Source organism: Corynebacterium sp. CCUG 61414, assembly GCF_024453945.1.
Classification (GTDB): domain Bacteria; phylum Actinomycetota; class Actinomycetes; order Mycobacteriales; family Mycobacteriaceae; genus Corynebacterium; species Corynebacterium pseudogenitalium.
This window is the reverse complement of record NZ_JAGPYU010000003.1, coordinates 132,231-147,452: the sequence shown is the minus strand read 5'-3', so window position 1 is coordinate 147,452 and position 15,222 is coordinate 132,231. Positions and strand designations below refer to the sequence as shown.

Below are 15,222 nucleotides of genomic sequence, written 5' to 3'. Positions count from 1 at the left end.
ATCCCTTTAGGAGCCCAGCGCGTCCACCGACCAGGCTAGCCACACCATCGCGGCGCCCAGGCCGGTGGCAAACGCGATATCAAACCGCTTCGAGCGCACCGCCAGCAGACCAATGACTTGCGAGTCACAGGTCAGGCGCAGCAGTGCGCACCACAGCATGGTCGCCCCCAGTGTGAACGTGGCACGCCGCCAGTGGTCCGTCAGCGACCACACCCCAGCGGCGACAAACCCCAGGATGAACACGCCGACCATCGCCACCTGCACGTTCCGAGGCAGGGGCGAGGGCGGGTTCCCAATGTCATGAGGGTTGTCCAGCGACAACCCTTCGGCCGAGTTAGGCAAGCTGCTCAGCCCGCTCCACGATATTGCGGACCAGGAACGTGCGAGTCATCGGGCCAACGCCACCAGGGTTCGGCGAGACCCAGCCCGCCTTCTCCCACACATCCGGGTGCAGGTCGCCGACTGTTTTGCCGTCGACACGAGAGACGCCCACGTCCAGCAGCGCGGCGCCTTCCTTAATCATGTCCGCAGTAATCATGTGTGGTTTGCCAGCCGCCGCGATGACCACATCCGCCCGGCGCGTCTCCGCGGCCAGATCCTTGGTGCCGGTGTGGCACAGCACCGTCGTGGCGTTGACGTTGCGCGAGGTCAACATCAGCGAGATTGGGCGGCCCACGGTTACTCCGCGGCCGATGACGCACACGATCGCACCGTTCAGATCCACACCGAAGCGCTCAAGCAGCTTGATGGAGCCGTTCGGCGTACACGGCAGCGGCGCGGGCTCGTTGAGCACCAGCTTGCCCAGGTTGACCGGGTGCAGGCCGTCGGCGTCCTTGTCTGGATCGATGAGTTCCAGGATGCGGTTCTCATCCAAGTGCTTCGGCAGTGGCAGCTGCACGATGTAGCCGGTGACGGCGTCGTCGTTGTTGAGCTCCTCGATGACTTCCTCGAGTGCTTCCTGCGTGATGTCCCCTGGCAGCTCCTTCATGATGGAGGCAATGCCCAGCTCTTCACAGTCGCGGTGCTTCATGCGCACGTAGTTCTGGCTCGCCGGATCATCGCCGACCAGCACGGTGGCCAGCCCCGGCGTAATCCCACGCTCGCGCAGGGCGGCAACTCGTGTTTTGAGATCTGCAAAGATCTCCTCGCGGTACAGTTTTCCGTCTAATTTAATCGCAGTCACGGTGACCATCCTAGACTGTAACCATGTGCGCTTTTCACGTTATCTTTGACAATCCCGTCATCCCAGGCAACACCGGCAACGCAATCCGGCTGTGCGCAAACACCGGCGCCGTACTGCACCTGGTGGAGCCACTCGGGTTCAACTTCGAAGACAAGCACCTGAAGCGCGCAGGCCTTGACTACCACGACCTAGCGGACGTGCAGATCCACCCGACTATCGACGCCTGCTTCGCCTCCATCCCGGACGCCCGCATCTTCGCGTTCACCACGCAGGCAACCGACTACTACCAGGACGTCGAGTACCGCGACGGCGACGCCCTCCTCTTCGGCACCGAGCCGACCGGTCTTCCCGAAGCACACCGCAGCCACCCGCGCGTGACCAAGCAGCTCCGCATCCCGATGCTGCCGAGCCGCAGGTCAATGAACCTTTCCAACTCCGCGTCCGTCGCCGTCTTCGAGGCCTGGCGGCAGTTGGGATTCGTCGGCGGAGTCTAAGCGGAAGGGTTGCTACAGCTGTTAAGATCTGTGCCTGTTACCCTGCCCCTTAATTGAAACGAGTCCGCCATGCTCTCTACGACTGCATCCCGTGCCCGTTTGACCGCTGTACTCGCCGCTTCTGCATTGTTGGCGAGTTGTTCGGGTTCCTCCGATGAGGAGCTCGACGCATGGCGCGCCGAGCAGGACGCAGCTGTTTCGGACATTGCCTCAATGCTCGACGAGCATACCTCGCTACCAGCTGTTACCACCTCTGCCCAGCAGACGCAGTACCGTTCAGAGCCGGACTACCGCGAACGCCCAAGCGCCCCCAGCCAACGCGTCGAGCCACCGATTCAACGCAACGTCATCGATCCGAGAAACGACTCATCTGGGCAGCGGGGCCGCGACGACAACCGTGGCGTGTACTACCACAACTCCGTCGACTGGAAGTGGCTGGAGCAGCCTGGCGGGATCGTACCTGGCGGCAGGATCATCAACGAGACACAAAGCTCGGGCTGTTCGACGGGCTTCCTTGCATCCAAAGGCGAGCGGATCTTCATCATCACTGCGGGCCACTGTGGCGATCGCGGCGATCAGTTCTACGTGCAGGACGCCCAAGGCAACTGGTCGTATGTCGGAGAGATGGTGGAGTCCTATCTGGAGAAGGACGCATACGGCGGTATCGTCGGCGCCGATATCGGGCTGATCGAAATCACCGGCGATGCGCGATATTCCTCAACACTCCCGTTGGATCTTCCGCTCCGCGGCTGGATCACCCCACAAGAAGCGCAAGCCCGAGGCATGGCCATCTGCCGTCTCGGCGCCACCACCGGTTACTCATGTGGAGAGTTCGAAAGCATCGGAAACAACGGCCTCTTCTACTTCCGCAGCATCACCGATCGCGGAGACTCAGGCGGCGCGGTCTTCGCCGCCGACAACTCTGGAGTGTGGGCCGTAGGCGTCAACTCCAACGTGTCCGATGCGAATAAGACCCGCGTAGGCGCCATGGAGATCGGCAGCGCCATCCAATACTGGGGCCTGACCATCCACAACTAAGTCTCCTCGACGAGCGCTACCGCATCGTCCATACCTGGAAGCGTGCGGGTGCGCAGCGTGTCGACGATCCAACGCCCCTCCCCCGCGCGCATATCCCGCGCCACCATTTTGACGGCTCCAGGGACCAGATCAAAGCGCACGTGCGCGAGGCCAAGCCTGCGCTGCAACAGCCCTTGTTTGAAGGAAAGTTCCTGGATATGCGCGTTTTCCACCATCTGGTATCGCTGGGACAGGCGACCGAACGTGACCACGGTGACCTCTGGGTACAGCGCGACTGTCTGCCGCCGCCAATCAACCGGTGAGACCCACCGCGCTGCGCGCGGGGAGCGCAGCTGTGCACGCGACATGTCTCGCATCGCCTCACCGGACAGCGGCGCAATCGCGTCGATGACCTGCATGGCCTGCTCCAAGGTCCCGACCGGCAGCAACTTGGACGTGCCAGTTGCCTTGTTGCGCTCGGACCCGTACCCGGCCACAGTCACCGAGACGGTCCACCACCCAAACATGCGCCACAGCAGCGGTTGGCGAAGCTGTACCGCGTGGATGCGGTGCAACGGGACCGCTTGGTGCCTGCGGTTCGCAAGCCCGTACGTCATGTTGATGACGGCCCCGTTGCTGCCGGAGGTGGCGTCGTCAAGCACTGAAGTGAAGCGCCACGAGTGGTCGATGGTGCGCCAGATCTGTGGCACGAACCCGACGAGGATCGGTACTGCCGCGGTGATCGAAAGATCGGTGAAGAGCGGGACGACGCTCGAGACGACAGTAATGATGGTTGAGAGTTGGAACGCTGCAGCAAGCAGCGAACGACCAATCGGGATTGGTGGCACCAGCGTATTAGCCGGTTCGACGTCTTGCTCGGTGGGCGTCAACGCGGACGCAGCTGCGCCGGGGCGGGCAGCGATGGCCTGCAGGATCTCGGCGCGTAGTTCGTCCGCTTCCGCGCGGGGCAGGTAGGCGATCTCGATGGCCGAATTATTGCCGCCGGCCGCCTCGACGCGCACCGCCGCAAGCCCGAACAGACGTGGCGCGAACGGTTCGATGACGTCGACTGCCTGGATCCGGTCGTAGCGAGCGGTGCGCACCTTAGTGGTGAGCACCCCTCGCGTCAGCTCGATGTCTTCTTCGCCAACGCGGAATCCGATCTTGGCCCACCACAGCTGCGAAATAATGAACACTACGAGCAGGCCAACGACAAACACGCCGACGGCCACGCCCACATCCATGATGCCGATGCCTTCGTCCTGCAGCCAGTTGACTAGGGGCATCGTGAAGTTGAAGACAGCGATCGTGAGCAGCGCAAGCAGCGTCGCCCACACGCGCAGCAACGGGGTCAGTCGGTGGACCCGCCGGTACTCAGAGGCCGCTGTCATAGGCCACTCATCTGTTCGCGTGCTTTGACCACAAGCCGGTCACGCAGCGCGTCGGCGTCGTGGGCGGGAAGTCCAGGCAGCGTGGTCACCGAACTGACCGATGCCGTGTTCACCACCAACTTCTTGAGCCCAAGCATCCGCATCACCGGTCCCGTGTTGACGTCCACGAACTGGATGCGCCCGTAAGGGATAACGGTGAGCGTGTGCCACATCTTCCCTTGGCTCAGGATGAGCTCGTTGTTCGTTTCCAGCCACGCCAGGTTGCGTACCTGGAACGGGATAAGGAAGTACTTCCAGATGAAGAACACTCCGCAGACGGCCGCTCCCCACATCCACCAGCCTCCGTACTTCCACTGCGCCCACAGCAGGCCGCCGATGACAATCAGCGCCCACACCGTGTTGGTCACCAGCATGGGCACCATGTACTTCGGTGATACGCGGTGCATCTGCTCAACCGAGGCCGGCAGCGGTGGTCTCGCGAGTGCGTCAGTCTGCTGTTCCATGGGCCCTACCCTAGCGACTTCACCGGAAATCACGTGAACCACGCGAGAGCCACTGGCCGACATTGATTTGCTCCAGACGGTCCGCCACGACGCTGACCGCACCTGACGCATTTTGGACAATCCCGCGCACCACCAGCGCGTGCGCTGTGCGCGCCACTACACGCTGCCGCTTCCACAGCCCCGGCGACACCATGATGTTCAGCAGCCCGGTTTCGTCCTCCATCCCCAGAAACGTCAGGCCTGATGCCGTCTGCGGCCGCTGCCTGTGCGTGACCACGCCTGCGACGCGGACGCGAGTACCGTCCTCCACGCTACGAAGGTCGACCGCGCGGAGAATCCCCTCCCGTTGCAAGTGTTCGCGCAGCAGCTGCATCGGTTGAGCATCAGGGGTGACGCCGGTCGCGGCAACATCGGCCGCGAGCAGCTCGAACGCGGTCATCCCGGGCAGCGCTGGGGCGTCGATACCTGAAAGCCCAGGAAGCATCCCGTCGCGCTCTGTTGCTGCGATACCCGCAGCCCACACTGCTTGTCGACGCTCCCCTCCGAAGCAGTCCAGCGCACCGGCCTTAGCGAGCGCCTCGACGTGCTCCACGGTCAGCTCCGCCCGACGCGCCAGGTCCGCGATGTCCGTAAACGGCGCGGCCTTCTCGATCCTGGCCGCAGCCTTCTCCCCGACCCCTTTCACCAAATTCAGCCCGATCCGAATTGTGTCATTATCTATACAGCGCGCCTGTACGCCGGATCCGTTCACGCTCACCGGCAACACCGTGATGCCGTGGCGGCGGGCGTCTTGAATCAGGGACTGGGGCGAGTAGAAGCCCATCGGCTGTGCCCGCAGCAGGCCGACGCAGAACTGCGCCGGGTAGTAGTACTTCATCCACGCGGAGAAGTACACAAGCGACGCAAACGATTGCGAGTGCGACTCCGGAAATCCGTAGGCGGCAAACGCGACGATCTTGTTCCAGAGCTTTTCCGCGACGTCCGCCCCGATCCCGTTCGTGGTGTTGCAGCCCTCGAAGAACCGGGCTTTGAGCGCCGCCATTTTTGCTGGAGAACGCTTCGAACCCATCGCGCGGCGCAGCGCGTCGGCCTCCCGGCCGCTGAATCCTGCGGCGTCGACGGCGATCTGCATGAGCTGCTCCTGGAACAACGGAATACCCAGCGTCTTACCAAGAGATTTTCCCAGCACCGGGTGATCGTAAATGACGGGCTCGAGGCCATCGCGGCGCCGTAGATATGGGTGAACGGATCCGCCTTGAATTGGGCCTGGGCGAATGAGGGCCACCTCGACCACGAGGTCAAAGAATCGCTGTGGTTTCAGCCGTGGCAGCGTAGAAAGCTGCGCGCGCGACTCCACCTGGAATACCCCGACGGCGTCAGCGCGGCACAGCATGTCGTAGACGTTGGTGTCGGTGAGGTCGAGCTCCCACAGGTGCACCTCTGTGCCCGTTGTATCGCGTACGAGGTCCACCATGTGGTGCAGGGCCTCCAGCATGCCGAGCCCGAGCAGGTCAAACTTCACCAACCCCGCCGAAGCGCAGTCGTCTTTGTCCCACTGCACCACAGAGCGCTGTTCCTTGCGCGCCCACTCGATGGGGACAACGTCCGCGATCGGCCGGTCGCAGATCACCATCCCGCCCGAGTGGATCCCGAGGTGGCGTGGCTGGCCAATGAACTCCTCCGCCAACGTACATACCTGCTCCGGCGGGTCGCTGAGTCCTTTTGACCAGGCATCCGCAGCACCTTGTGGGTACCCGAGCGCCCGGGAAGCGTCACGAACAGCACCCTTCCTCCGGTACGTAATCACGTTCGCCACCTGCGCGGCACGCTCGCGGCCGTAGCGCCGGTAAACGTACTGGATTACTTCTTCGCGCCTGCCGGACTCAATATCAATATCGATATCCGGTGGGCCATCGCGGTCCGGCGACAGGAAACGCTCAAAAAGAAGGCCAGCGCTGATCGGCTCGGCGTTCGTGATCCCGAGAGCAAAGCAGACCGCTGAGTTCGCCGCCGACCCACGGCCTTGGCACAGGATATTGCTGCGCCGACAAAAGTCGACCAGGTCGTACACGATTAAGAAGTAGCCGGGGAATTGGAGCTCCTCAATCACGCTGAGTTCATAAGCAATCTGCTTCATCGCCTGCTCACGGATGTTTTCCGGGCGCGTCGCATACCGCACCTGCGCACTCGCGTAGGTCAACTCCTTCAGATAGCTCATCTCATTGTGGCCAGCAGGAGTGTCGTAGTCCGGTAGGTTTGGCGCGACAAGGTCGAGCGTAAACGCGCACTGTTCGGCAAGCTCCACGGTGGTGGCCAGCATCGGCTCACATCCCGGCAGCAGCCGGGCGAGCTGCTGCCCGCTGCGCAGCCAGTGCGCACCCATGGGGTGCAGGTCAGCAACGTCTTGCCGCAGCGCGCGGCGCTGGCCAAGCGCATGTTTCGCTGCAGCGAGGCGCGCGTGTCGGCGCGTCGCAGCGGCAGGCCGGGTACTCACTATGGCGGGAAGATGAACGAAGCGGTCTAATTGTTGGTGATGATCGGCGTCATCCGGCATGAGTGAGACCACGTACTCCCTCACCACATTTTCCACCCCGAAGCTCTCGCTCAATTTATCGAATAGCGGGGTCCACTCCCACCCGCCAAGCGCTAAGCAGGAGCCATCAAGCCACTCCCCGATTTCCCACATCGGCGGGTACGAGAGCTCGCCTTTTTGCCTACCCTCCATGTGCGCGCGCGACATCAGATGCGATAACCTCCGGTACCCTTCCGCGCCACGGGCCAGGACGGGCAGCACCCCCTCTTTCAGCGTCAGCTCTGCACCAAACACCGTGGGCATCCCGGCCGCCGCAGCAGCTTCCGCAAACTTCACCGCACCGTAGAAACCGTCACGATCACACAGGCCAAGCGCCGAAAGTCCGAGCGACCGAGCGCGTGCAACCAGCTGTTCAGGCTCGCTCGCCCCGCCAAGGAAGCTATAGGACGACACCGCGTGCAACTCGGCGAATGGCACCCCACCGCGCCGCCCACCGACCCCCTCACCCTCCGCTTCACCAGCAAAGGCGAGGTGATCTACCGGAACGACAGGACCGACGTCGTTCCCAGACAGTATCCGCTCCAGCTTTGACCATGTCAGCGGAGCACCCCCATTGAATCGCATGTTCGATAGTGTAAACATGTTCGAATGTTCGCGCAAGCGGATTTATATTCAACGTTTGTAGCCAGGGATAGACTAAGCGGTCCAATAGATGCTAAGTTTTCAAACCATCAATGATTCCCCAACGAAAGACATAAAGGAGACATCATGCGCCTCAACCGTGTGATTGCAACCATCGCAGCTTCAGCCCTCGCAGCTACCAGCCTCGTAGCCTGCTCTGACAACTCCGCTGAAAAGTCCACTGACGCTGCCGGTGGCGGCGAGGACACCGTCGTCAAGATTGGTACCACCGACGCTGACCAGAAGGCATGGTCCGTCTTCGAGGACCTTGCAGCGGACAACGGCATCACCCTCGACATCGTGCAGTTCTCTGACTACGCACCAGTCAACGAGGCGCTTGCCCAGGGCGAGATTGACCTGAACAAGTTCCAGCACATCCTCTACCTCGCTACCTACAACGAGGCTTCCGGCAACGACCTGAAGGTGCTGTCCACCACGGAGATCTACCCGCTGGCACTGTTCTGGAAGGATCACGATTCCCTCGACGGCATCGAAGGCACCGAGGTTGCTATCCCGAACGATGACTCGAACCAGGGCCGCGCAATCAACGTCCTCGTCCAGGCTGACTTGATCACGCTGAAGGATGGCGCTGATGAACTGGCACCGTCCCCAGCAGATATCGACGAGGCAGCGTCGAAGGTGAAGGTCGTTCCGGTCGACGCTTCCCAGACGACCTCCGCGTACAAGGAAGGCCGCCCGGCCATCATCAACAACTCCTGGCTGGAGCGCGCTGGCATTGAGCCAAAGCAGGCTATCTTCCAGGATGACCCGGCTTCCGAGCAGGGCGAGCCATACATCAACGTCTTCGCTGCACGCGCTGAGGACCTGGACAACCCGACCTACAACCGCCTCGCAGAGCTGTGGAACTCCCCAGAGGTCGCAGCTGCCGTCCAGGAGGATTCCCGCGGCACCGCGGTCGCTGTTGAGCGCTCCCGTGATGACGCAAACGCTATCCTCGCACGCCTTCAGGAGAAGTAATCCGTGACGAAAACCGGCACCCGGGTTGAGTTCCGGGACGTATCGAAAGTCTTTACAACGGGTGGGCGCGAGGTTGTGGCCGTCGACAATGTGTCGCTGACGGTCGAGCCTGGTGAGATCCTTGGAGTGATCGGCTACTCCGGCGCTGGCAAGTCCACGCTGGTGCGGCTGATCAACGGGCTCGACATGCCTACCAGCGGCGAACTCCTCCTCGACGGCACCAATATCGTCGGCAAGAGCGAGAAGCGCCTGCGGGAAGTGCGCCGAAACGTTGGGATGATTTTCCAGCAGTTCAACCTGTTCTCTTCCCGAACTGCGGCGGGCAACATTGAGTACCCGCTGCAGCTTGCCGGTTTGGGCAAGCAGGAGCGCCGGGCGCGCGTCGAGGAGCTCCTCGAGTTCGTCGGCCTGTCGGATCGCGGCAAGAACTACCCCGAGCAGCTTTCGGGTGGTCAGAAGCAGCGCGTGGGCATCGCTCGTGCGCTCGCCACGAATCCCTCGCTCTTGCTTGCCGACGAAGCCACCTCCGCCCTCGACCCCGAGACCACCCACGAGGTGCTTGAGCTACTGCGCCGCGTCAACGCGGAACTTGGCATCACGATCGTGGTGATTACCCACGAGATGGACGTGATCCGCGCGATTGCGGACAAGGTCGCCGTGATGGAGGCCGGCAAGGTCGTCGAGTATGGCTCCGTCTACAAGGTGTTCTCGGACCCGAAGACGAAGGTCGCGCAGCGCTTCGTATCGACGTCGCTTCGCAACACCCCAGACAAGCACGAGGAGCTCGAGTTGCTGAACGCGGCGCCTGGGCGTCTCTTCACCGTCGACCTGACCGAACACTCGGGATTCTTCGGCGCGGCGGAGAAGGCGCGCCAACGCGGCGTGTCGATTCAGCCGGTGCACGCGGGTATTACGACCCTGCAGGAGCACTCCTTCGGCAAGATGACGGTCCGCCTCAACGGCGACGATGCAGCGATTAACGAGTTCCTGCACACGCTGCAGGGCACCACGGATATTCAGGAGATACGTCGATGAACAGTGCTGTCAACGAATTCATTCTGGCGCAGCCGAACTGGGACCGGCTCGGCCCCACGTTCGTAGACGCCATCGGCGATACCCTTTGGATGGTGGGCATCACCCTGCTCGTCGGTGGTATCTGTGGCCTGATCCTCGGCGTGTTCCTGTACACCACCCGCCCGGGTGGCATCCTGCAGAACAACGTCGTGTACTGGGTGATTAACTTCGCCGTGAACTTCTTCCGGCCGATCCCGTTCATCATCATGATCGCGATGCTCTACCCCATCACCCTGTCGGTGGTGGGCACCACGATTGGCCGGGGCGCAGCTACGTTTGTGATGTGTTTCTCCGCGACCTTTACCGTGGCCCGTATTGTCGAGCAGAACCTGGTATCCATCGACCCCGGCATGATTGAGGCCGCACGTTCGATGGGCGCAGGCCCGTGGACGATCATCCGCACCGTCATCCTCCCCGAGGCGCTCGGCCCGCTGATCCTCGGCTACACGTTCATCTTCATCGCGGTGATCGATATGTCCGCGATGGCCGGCTACATCGGCGGTGGCGGCCTCGGTGACTTCGCCATCGTGTATGGCTACCGCCAGTTCGAGCCGCAGGTGACGTGGGCGGCTGTGATCGTCATCGTCGTCATCGTGCAGCTGGCGCAGTTCTTGGGCAACTGGCTGTCCAAGAAGGTGATGCGCCGCTAAGGTGTGACCAGTTGGTTAGGATGGGTGCCATGAAAATCGCAGCGTTTGATTTTGATGGCACCCTTCATCATTCCACGGACACTGACACGGGCGAGCACGGCTTCGACCCGGCCGACATGGCCGCGATCCAGGCCTGGCGCGACGCCGGCCACATCGCCATTTCCGCCACCGGACGCTCGCGCACCGCGCTCGAGTTCGGAATGCGCCACTGCCCCATCCGCTTCGACTACCAGGTGCTCTCCAACGGCGGCTCCGCAACCACCGGCGACAACGAGCGCCTGCTCTACTCACACCTTGTAGACCCGGAGATCGTCGAGCAGGTGGTCACGCACTTCGCTGACACGGATGGGGTGGCGGTGTTCGGCACCACGATCGGCCACGTCGATGGTGAGTTCAGCAACAACACCCAGGCCCGCAGCAGCTTTACCGTCAACTTCGACAGGATGACCACGGCCGACATTCCCCACCACGAGTTCGCCGTCGTCCCCTTGTGGATCCCGGGCAACGAAGCGCTTCGCGCCGAAGTCTACGAGTGGACGCGCGCGCTGCCACATGTGTCAGTGGCCCAGAACCAGGATTTCATCGACATCATGGCGCCGGGCCGCACGAAGGGCGCGGGTATCCAGGAACTGTTGCAGCTCCTCGACGTCCCACGCGAAGACATCGAGCTGTACACCTTCGGCGACTCGTGGAATGACCTGTCCATGCACGAGATCGCAGATCACTCGCACAGCTTCCACCACTCGCCCGCCGAGGTGCAGCAGCGCACCGACCACGTGATCAACAGGGTCGCTGACGTGCTGCCCAGCTACATCTAGGAGCGCCCGACTGCGACCCAGCTCTTGCCGGGCTTCGGGTCCTTCCCGCATGATGCCATCACGGCATCAACGTCGCGCTGTTCCAACGTCACCTCGTAGGCAGTGTCGGCGTCGGTGTCGGTGACGGTGACGTGGGCGGAGGGGCCGTCGATACGCTCGGCGGTGACTTCGAGCTGGCCGTAGCGCACCTTGTCCCCTCGGGTGGCGAGCTGCGTTGCGACGTCCACTTCCGCCACCTGACCTACCGGGCTGAAGGTGCCGCGGCCGCGGTTGCCCGGCACGAAGTACTCGCCGCGCATCGCAGCTTCAAGCATGGCCTCAGTAGCCTCAAGGTTCATTCGGCCAAAGCTGTACGCCCACGGCATGAGCAGCATCGTGGCGGCAAAACGGTGCCCCTTGATGTGCGAGGTTTCCCACACCACGTCGTTGCCCTGCCCAAACGGGTACTTCTCTACGAGCTCGTTGACGATGGGGCGACCCTTGATGGCGCAGCACATGTCGCGCTTCGCGTGGGTACAGACCAGGACCAGCGGTTTCGTACGCGACTTGGCGCTGTTTTGCCCTGGGCCTGACAGGTCGAGATCCAGGATCTCCTCAGGCCCATCGACGTGCAGCACCTCGGTTGCTGCCTGGTCGGCGAAGACCAGGTAGACGTGGTGGTCTTCAATCTGGCGGCCTTCCCTCGTTGGGTGGCGGATGAGCAGCAAGGTGGCGTTGTAGCGCTGCATGTGCGCTTTCAACTTTTCGGTCAGTTCGTCCCCGAAGGTGTCGCCGTCGAGTACGTCGTGGCTCCACTTGTGTGGCCACTCAAACAAAACGTAGGTCGAGCCGGGTTTCGCGGTACCCGGCAGCGGCTCACTGTCCGTATCGGAGCAGAGTGTGCGTGCATGGGCTGTAGTCATGTCACCTACTGTAGCGAAAATTTCCCGATTGATTAGGCATACCTAAACCGGACCGAGTCGGGCAGTTAACATTTTGATAACCTTTTTGATTTTTTGCCGTTCTGCTTTGCTCTTCGAGATTCGTTCTGGCTACGGTAATTTGCGTGTTTCCCTTACCGAAGTTCGCCGTTGCGGCGCTGACGCCCTGCATTGCTGGCGCCGTGCTCGCCAGGTGCGTGTCCTCTCCTGCTCAGGACCAGGCCGCGACCCGCGTCGGCTCGATGCATGCTGCGCCATCAACGACGCAGCTGCGCCCGCTCGGTACCGCGAACGCGAGCCCGAAGACTCAGCGGCCTTCCGCGCCTGCTCAGCTCGCCGTGGCTGGCGTGCGTGTGGGCACCCACGAGGGGTTCGACCGCGTTGTCGTAGACCTCGTCGGCAAGGGCGAGCCGGGCTGGTTCGTGGATTACACCTCCACCCCGATGCAGGAGATCACCGGCAAACCGCTGAAGGTGACCGGCAACGCGTTCCTCAATATCAACATCGACGGCACCGTCTACCCCTACGAACTTGGCCTGGACGCGGACCAAATCAAGGTGGATACCCCGGCAGAGACCGGCAACATTATCGACGTCGTCAACGCCGGCACCTACGAGGGTCGCAGCCGCGTGGTCGTAGGGCTGCGCTCTGACCTGCCGTATTCGGTGCAGATTCTGGAGCACCCGCTGCGCCTGGTCGTCGACATCGTGCAGTCCTAACACCTAGTGGTAGAGCGCCTCGACGCTCCAGCGCTGCCGGTGCCACACCAACAACCACCCGCGCTGCCCTGTTCCTACCGCCTGGTCGTGACCCAGCACCTGGAGGCGCGCAAGCCGGGTCGAATGAGCACCCCACCACTCTTCGTCAACGGGCCAAGGCCCTGCCCACGCGGTGATGTCGTAGCAGCGCTTGCCCCACACTAGCGTTGTCGGCTGGTCGCTGAGCAGGACTTCGGCGTTGAGCAGTATCGGCTGGTCGGAGCTGTCCAGCAGCTGCACCCGCGATGACGGGTGTTCGATCCCACCGCCGAGCCGGGCTGGAAGTGGTGACGGAACGGCGCCGACGAACGCCCCGCGGCCCTGCGGCGGCACCTCCCCATAGGGCACCAGCTGAATACGCTCGGCCACGCCGCGACCTCCAACCGCGACCGGCTGCAGCACCGCCTCCATTCCGAGCTGGGACTGCACCCGCTCGATCACGCGCCGCGCCCCCTCGTCCGACGCCCCGTCGGACCACAGCTCCCCCACCATGTCGGGCTGCGCAAGCTCAAGTGGTTCCAGCATGAGCGAGGCGATCGGCCCTGCGCCACCGTTGGTGAGCCAGCCGTCGAGCTGCCAGCGCACCCGGTCGGCGGTGCCAGCCTCTGTCAGTGCTTCCCGGGTGCGCCACACGCGCTCGACCCGGGTGGCGTCGACAAGCTCGGCGGAGATTTTCAGCCGGAGGCAGTGCACCCCGGCCCCCTTGAGGCGCTGGTGCAGCGTAGCCGCGAGCGCCCGGGCGGCGAACGCGGCGGCGTCGACGCGCTCAATCGGTTCCTCCGGCGTCATCTCGACGGCGAAGTCCTCCACGGGTAGCTCCGGGGCGACGCGCCGGTCTGGGGCCGCGCTGGCGATCCGGTGGAGGTGGATGCCCGCGACCCCGAAGCGAGTCATCACGGCAGAGGCCGGCAGTTGCGCGAGCTGCCCCAGCGTCTGGATGCCCAGCTGGCCCAGGGTACGGACCGTTTCCGGGTCCGCGCCGAGTGCTGTCTCGGCGGTGAGCACCCGAAGCGGCTGTACTGCAAGGAACTGCGCCGACTCCCCCGCTGCAACCACGTGCGAGCTCCGGGTGGCGATCACGGCCGTGGCGATCTCGTCCGCCGCCCCTGCCATGACGTCGATGCCGTGGCGTGCGGCGGCGTCGAGAAGCATCTCAAGCGCCGTATCTTCATCGCCGTGGAACTTCGCCGCCGCGGCGAGGTCCGCAACCACCAGGCCAGGGCGCAGCACTTCCACGGAGGCCGCCACGTCATCCAGGGATCCCGCGAGCGCGCTGAACGTGCGGCCGTCGCGCTCCGGGTTGTCCTCCACCACCGTCAGCTCAGGCGCGACGGCCTGCGCGTTGCGCACCCGCATCCCACGGCGGACCCCGGCGCGCCGCGCCTCCTGCGAACACACCTTGATACGGTGCTGCGCCGCGATCGCGATCGGTTCCTCCAGCGTGTCCTCGGCTTCGAGCTTGGCTGCTTGCACGGGCCAATCCGGGAACCAGAGCGCCGCAACCCTCATGAGGGCACCGCTTTCAGATGCGTGACACCGCCCGTCGCGGCCCCAAGCGTCAGCAGTGCCGGTGGCCGCTTCCAGCCTTTCGCGTGCGCGGACACCTCCAGGTCAATGCCTGCGATGCGCCCACGGCCGCGCCCGATGCCGTGGAAGCTAGCAATGTCCGCGCTCATGCGCAATGCAGGCGAAGGCACCGTCGCGTTCACGCACAGCATCGCCGCCTCCCCGGCGCGCACGCGGGCAAGCAGTGGACGTGCCTGGGCGGGCGTGTACTGGATTTCGCTTCGGGTGTGTAGCACCACCACGTCTAGTCCCTCGGCGAGCACCCCTGCGGCGTGCATGGCGTCCATCCCCGGTTCCGGAACCGCTACGGTTCTGCGCAGCGCTTGCTCCGAGAGCTCTGCGTAGGACAACTCCGGCCACCCCACCACGGCCGCGTATCCTCCGGCTTCCGTGACCTGCCGCAGGATCTCTACGATAAGCGACGGCGTATCGCTCACCTGCGTGACTTGCCGTCTTGGCAAACCCCCGTTCGGGAGCACGCGCGCCAACTCTGCAGACAGCGGAACAACACCCTCGCTCCCGATCGGCTCCTGCACAGCACCACCGTCGAGCTCGGCTAATTGCGCTCGGAGTTGCGCAATCTGCTCAGCTTTGCTGAGCTGTCCGCCACCGTCCGAGGCGAACTCACGCAAGCGAATAGGTGTTCCATTCATGCC

15 protein-coding genes are annotated in these 15,222 nt (G+C 63.3%); 7 read left to right on the top strand and 8 right to left on the bottom strand.

Annotation, left to right across the window (positions count from 1 at the left end; all coding sequences use genetic code 11):
• Positions 1-6: 6 nt before the first annotated feature.
• Together KBX14_RS04345 and KBX14_RS04340 are read right to left on the bottom strand one after the other, a co-directional pair.
• Entirely contained in the window at positions 7-342 is a 336-nt protein-coding gene (locus KBX14_RS04345) for a DUF3017 domain-containing protein (RefSeq protein ID WP_246814897.1), read from the bottom strand.
• Entirely contained in the window at positions 335-1,183 is an 849-nt protein-coding gene (locus KBX14_RS04340) for a bifunctional methylenetetrahydrofolate dehydrogenase/methenyltetrahydrofolate cyclohydrolase (RefSeq protein ID WP_205634833.1), read from the bottom strand. The genes KBX14_RS04345 and KBX14_RS04340 overlap by 8 nt, the downstream gene beginning before the upstream one ends.
• A gap of 23 nt (positions 1,184-1,206) precedes the next feature.
• Here KBX14_RS04340 and KBX14_RS04335 point away from each other — a divergent pair, with 23 nt between their 5' ends.
• A complete protein-coding gene (locus KBX14_RS04335) occupies positions 1,207-1,677 on the top strand; it encodes a tRNA (cytidine(34)-2'-O)-methyltransferase (RefSeq protein WP_070477642.1) in 471 nt (156 codons plus the stop codon).
• 69 nt (positions 1,678-1,746) lie between these two features.
• Entirely contained in the window at positions 1,747-2,715 is a 969-nt protein-coding gene (locus KBX14_RS04330; protein ID WP_256041908.1) for a S1 family peptidase, read from the top strand.
• Here KBX14_RS04330 and KBX14_RS04325 read toward each other — a convergent pair.
• From KBX14_RS04325 to KBX14_RS04315, 3 genes are read right to left on the bottom strand one after another with little or no spacing between them, the layout of a single operon-like run.
• A complete protein-coding gene (locus tag KBX14_RS04325) occupies positions 2,712-4,085 on the bottom strand; it encodes a PH domain-containing protein (protein WP_256041907.1) in 1,374 nt (457 codons plus the stop codon). The two genes, KBX14_RS04330 and KBX14_RS04325, sit on opposite strands and share 4 nt — an antisense overlap.
• Positions 4,082-4,588 carry a PH domain-containing protein gene (locus KBX14_RS04320; protein WP_255365775.1) on the bottom strand — a complete coding sequence of 169 codons (507 nt, stop codon included), beginning with the start codon at positions 4,586-4,588 and terminating at the stop codon, positions 4,082-4,084. The genes KBX14_RS04325 and KBX14_RS04320 overlap by 4 nt, the downstream gene beginning before the upstream one ends.
• 19 nt (positions 4,589-4,607) lie before the next feature.
• Positions 4,608-7,745 (bottom strand): error-prone DNA polymerase, encoded by a 3,138-nt coding sequence (locus KBX14_RS04315; protein WP_370687059.1) that lies wholly within the window; start codon positions 7,743-7,745, stop codon positions 4,608-4,610.
• A gap of 144 nt (positions 7,746-7,889) precedes the next feature.
• On the opposite strand from KBX14_RS04315, the gene KBX14_RS04310 reads away from it, so the two are divergent.
• The 4 genes from KBX14_RS04310 to KBX14_RS04295 are packed head-to-tail and all read left to right on the top strand — an operon-like array spanning position 7,890 to position 11,322.
• The gene (locus KBX14_RS04310; protein ID WP_256041905.1) at positions 7,890-8,780 is read left to right on the top strand and encodes a MetQ/NlpA family ABC transporter substrate-binding protein; all 891 of its coding nucleotides are present in this window, start codon (positions 7,890-7,892) and stop codon (positions 8,778-8,780) included.
• A 3-nt stretch (positions 8,781-8,783) separates the two neighbouring features.
• Positions 8,784-9,815 (top strand): methionine ABC transporter ATP-binding protein, encoded by a 1,032-nt coding sequence (locus KBX14_RS04305; protein WP_070477636.1) that lies wholly within the window; start codon positions 8,784-8,786, stop codon positions 9,813-9,815.
• Complete coding sequence (locus KBX14_RS04300) at positions 9,812-10,504, top strand: methionine ABC transporter permease (RefSeq protein WP_070975850.1); 693 nt, start codon at positions 9,812-9,814, stop codon at positions 10,502-10,504. The genes KBX14_RS04305 and KBX14_RS04300 overlap by 4 nt, the downstream gene beginning before the upstream one ends.
• 29 nt (positions 10,505-10,533) lie before the next feature.
• Positions 10,534-11,322, top strand: a complete 789-nt coding sequence (locus KBX14_RS04295) for an HAD family hydrolase (protein ID WP_256041904.1) — start codon at positions 10,534-10,536, stop codon at positions 11,320-11,322.
• Here KBX14_RS04295 and KBX14_RS04290 read toward each other — a convergent pair.
• Positions 11,319-12,224 carry a sucrase ferredoxin gene (locus tag KBX14_RS04290; RefSeq protein WP_256041903.1) on the bottom strand — a complete coding sequence of 302 codons (906 nt, stop codon included), beginning with the start codon at positions 12,222-12,224 and terminating at the stop codon, positions 11,319-11,321. The two genes, KBX14_RS04295 and KBX14_RS04290, sit on opposite strands and share 4 nt — an antisense overlap.
• Positions 12,225-12,367: 143 nt before the next feature.
• Here KBX14_RS04290 and KBX14_RS04285 point away from each other — a divergent pair, with 143 nt between their 5' ends.
• Entirely contained in the window at positions 12,368-12,961 is a 594-nt protein-coding gene (locus KBX14_RS04285) for a hypothetical protein (protein ID WP_256041902.1), read from the top strand.
• 3 nt (positions 12,962-12,964) lie between these two features.
• On the opposite strand, the gene KBX14_RS04280 is transcribed toward KBX14_RS04285, so the two are convergent.
• Together KBX14_RS04280 and KBX14_RS04275 are read right to left on the bottom strand one after the other, a co-directional pair.
• A complete protein-coding gene (locus KBX14_RS04280) occupies positions 12,965-14,509 on the bottom strand; it encodes a DNA polymerase Y family protein (protein WP_256041901.1) in 1,545 nt (514 codons plus the stop codon).
• Positions 14,506-15,219, bottom strand: coding sequence for a hypothetical protein (locus tag KBX14_RS04275; protein WP_256041900.1), 714 nt, complete (start codon positions 15,217-15,219; stop codon positions 14,506-14,508). The genes KBX14_RS04280 and KBX14_RS04275 overlap by 4 nt, the downstream gene beginning before the upstream one ends.
• Positions 15,220-15,222: the final 3 nt, after the last annotated feature.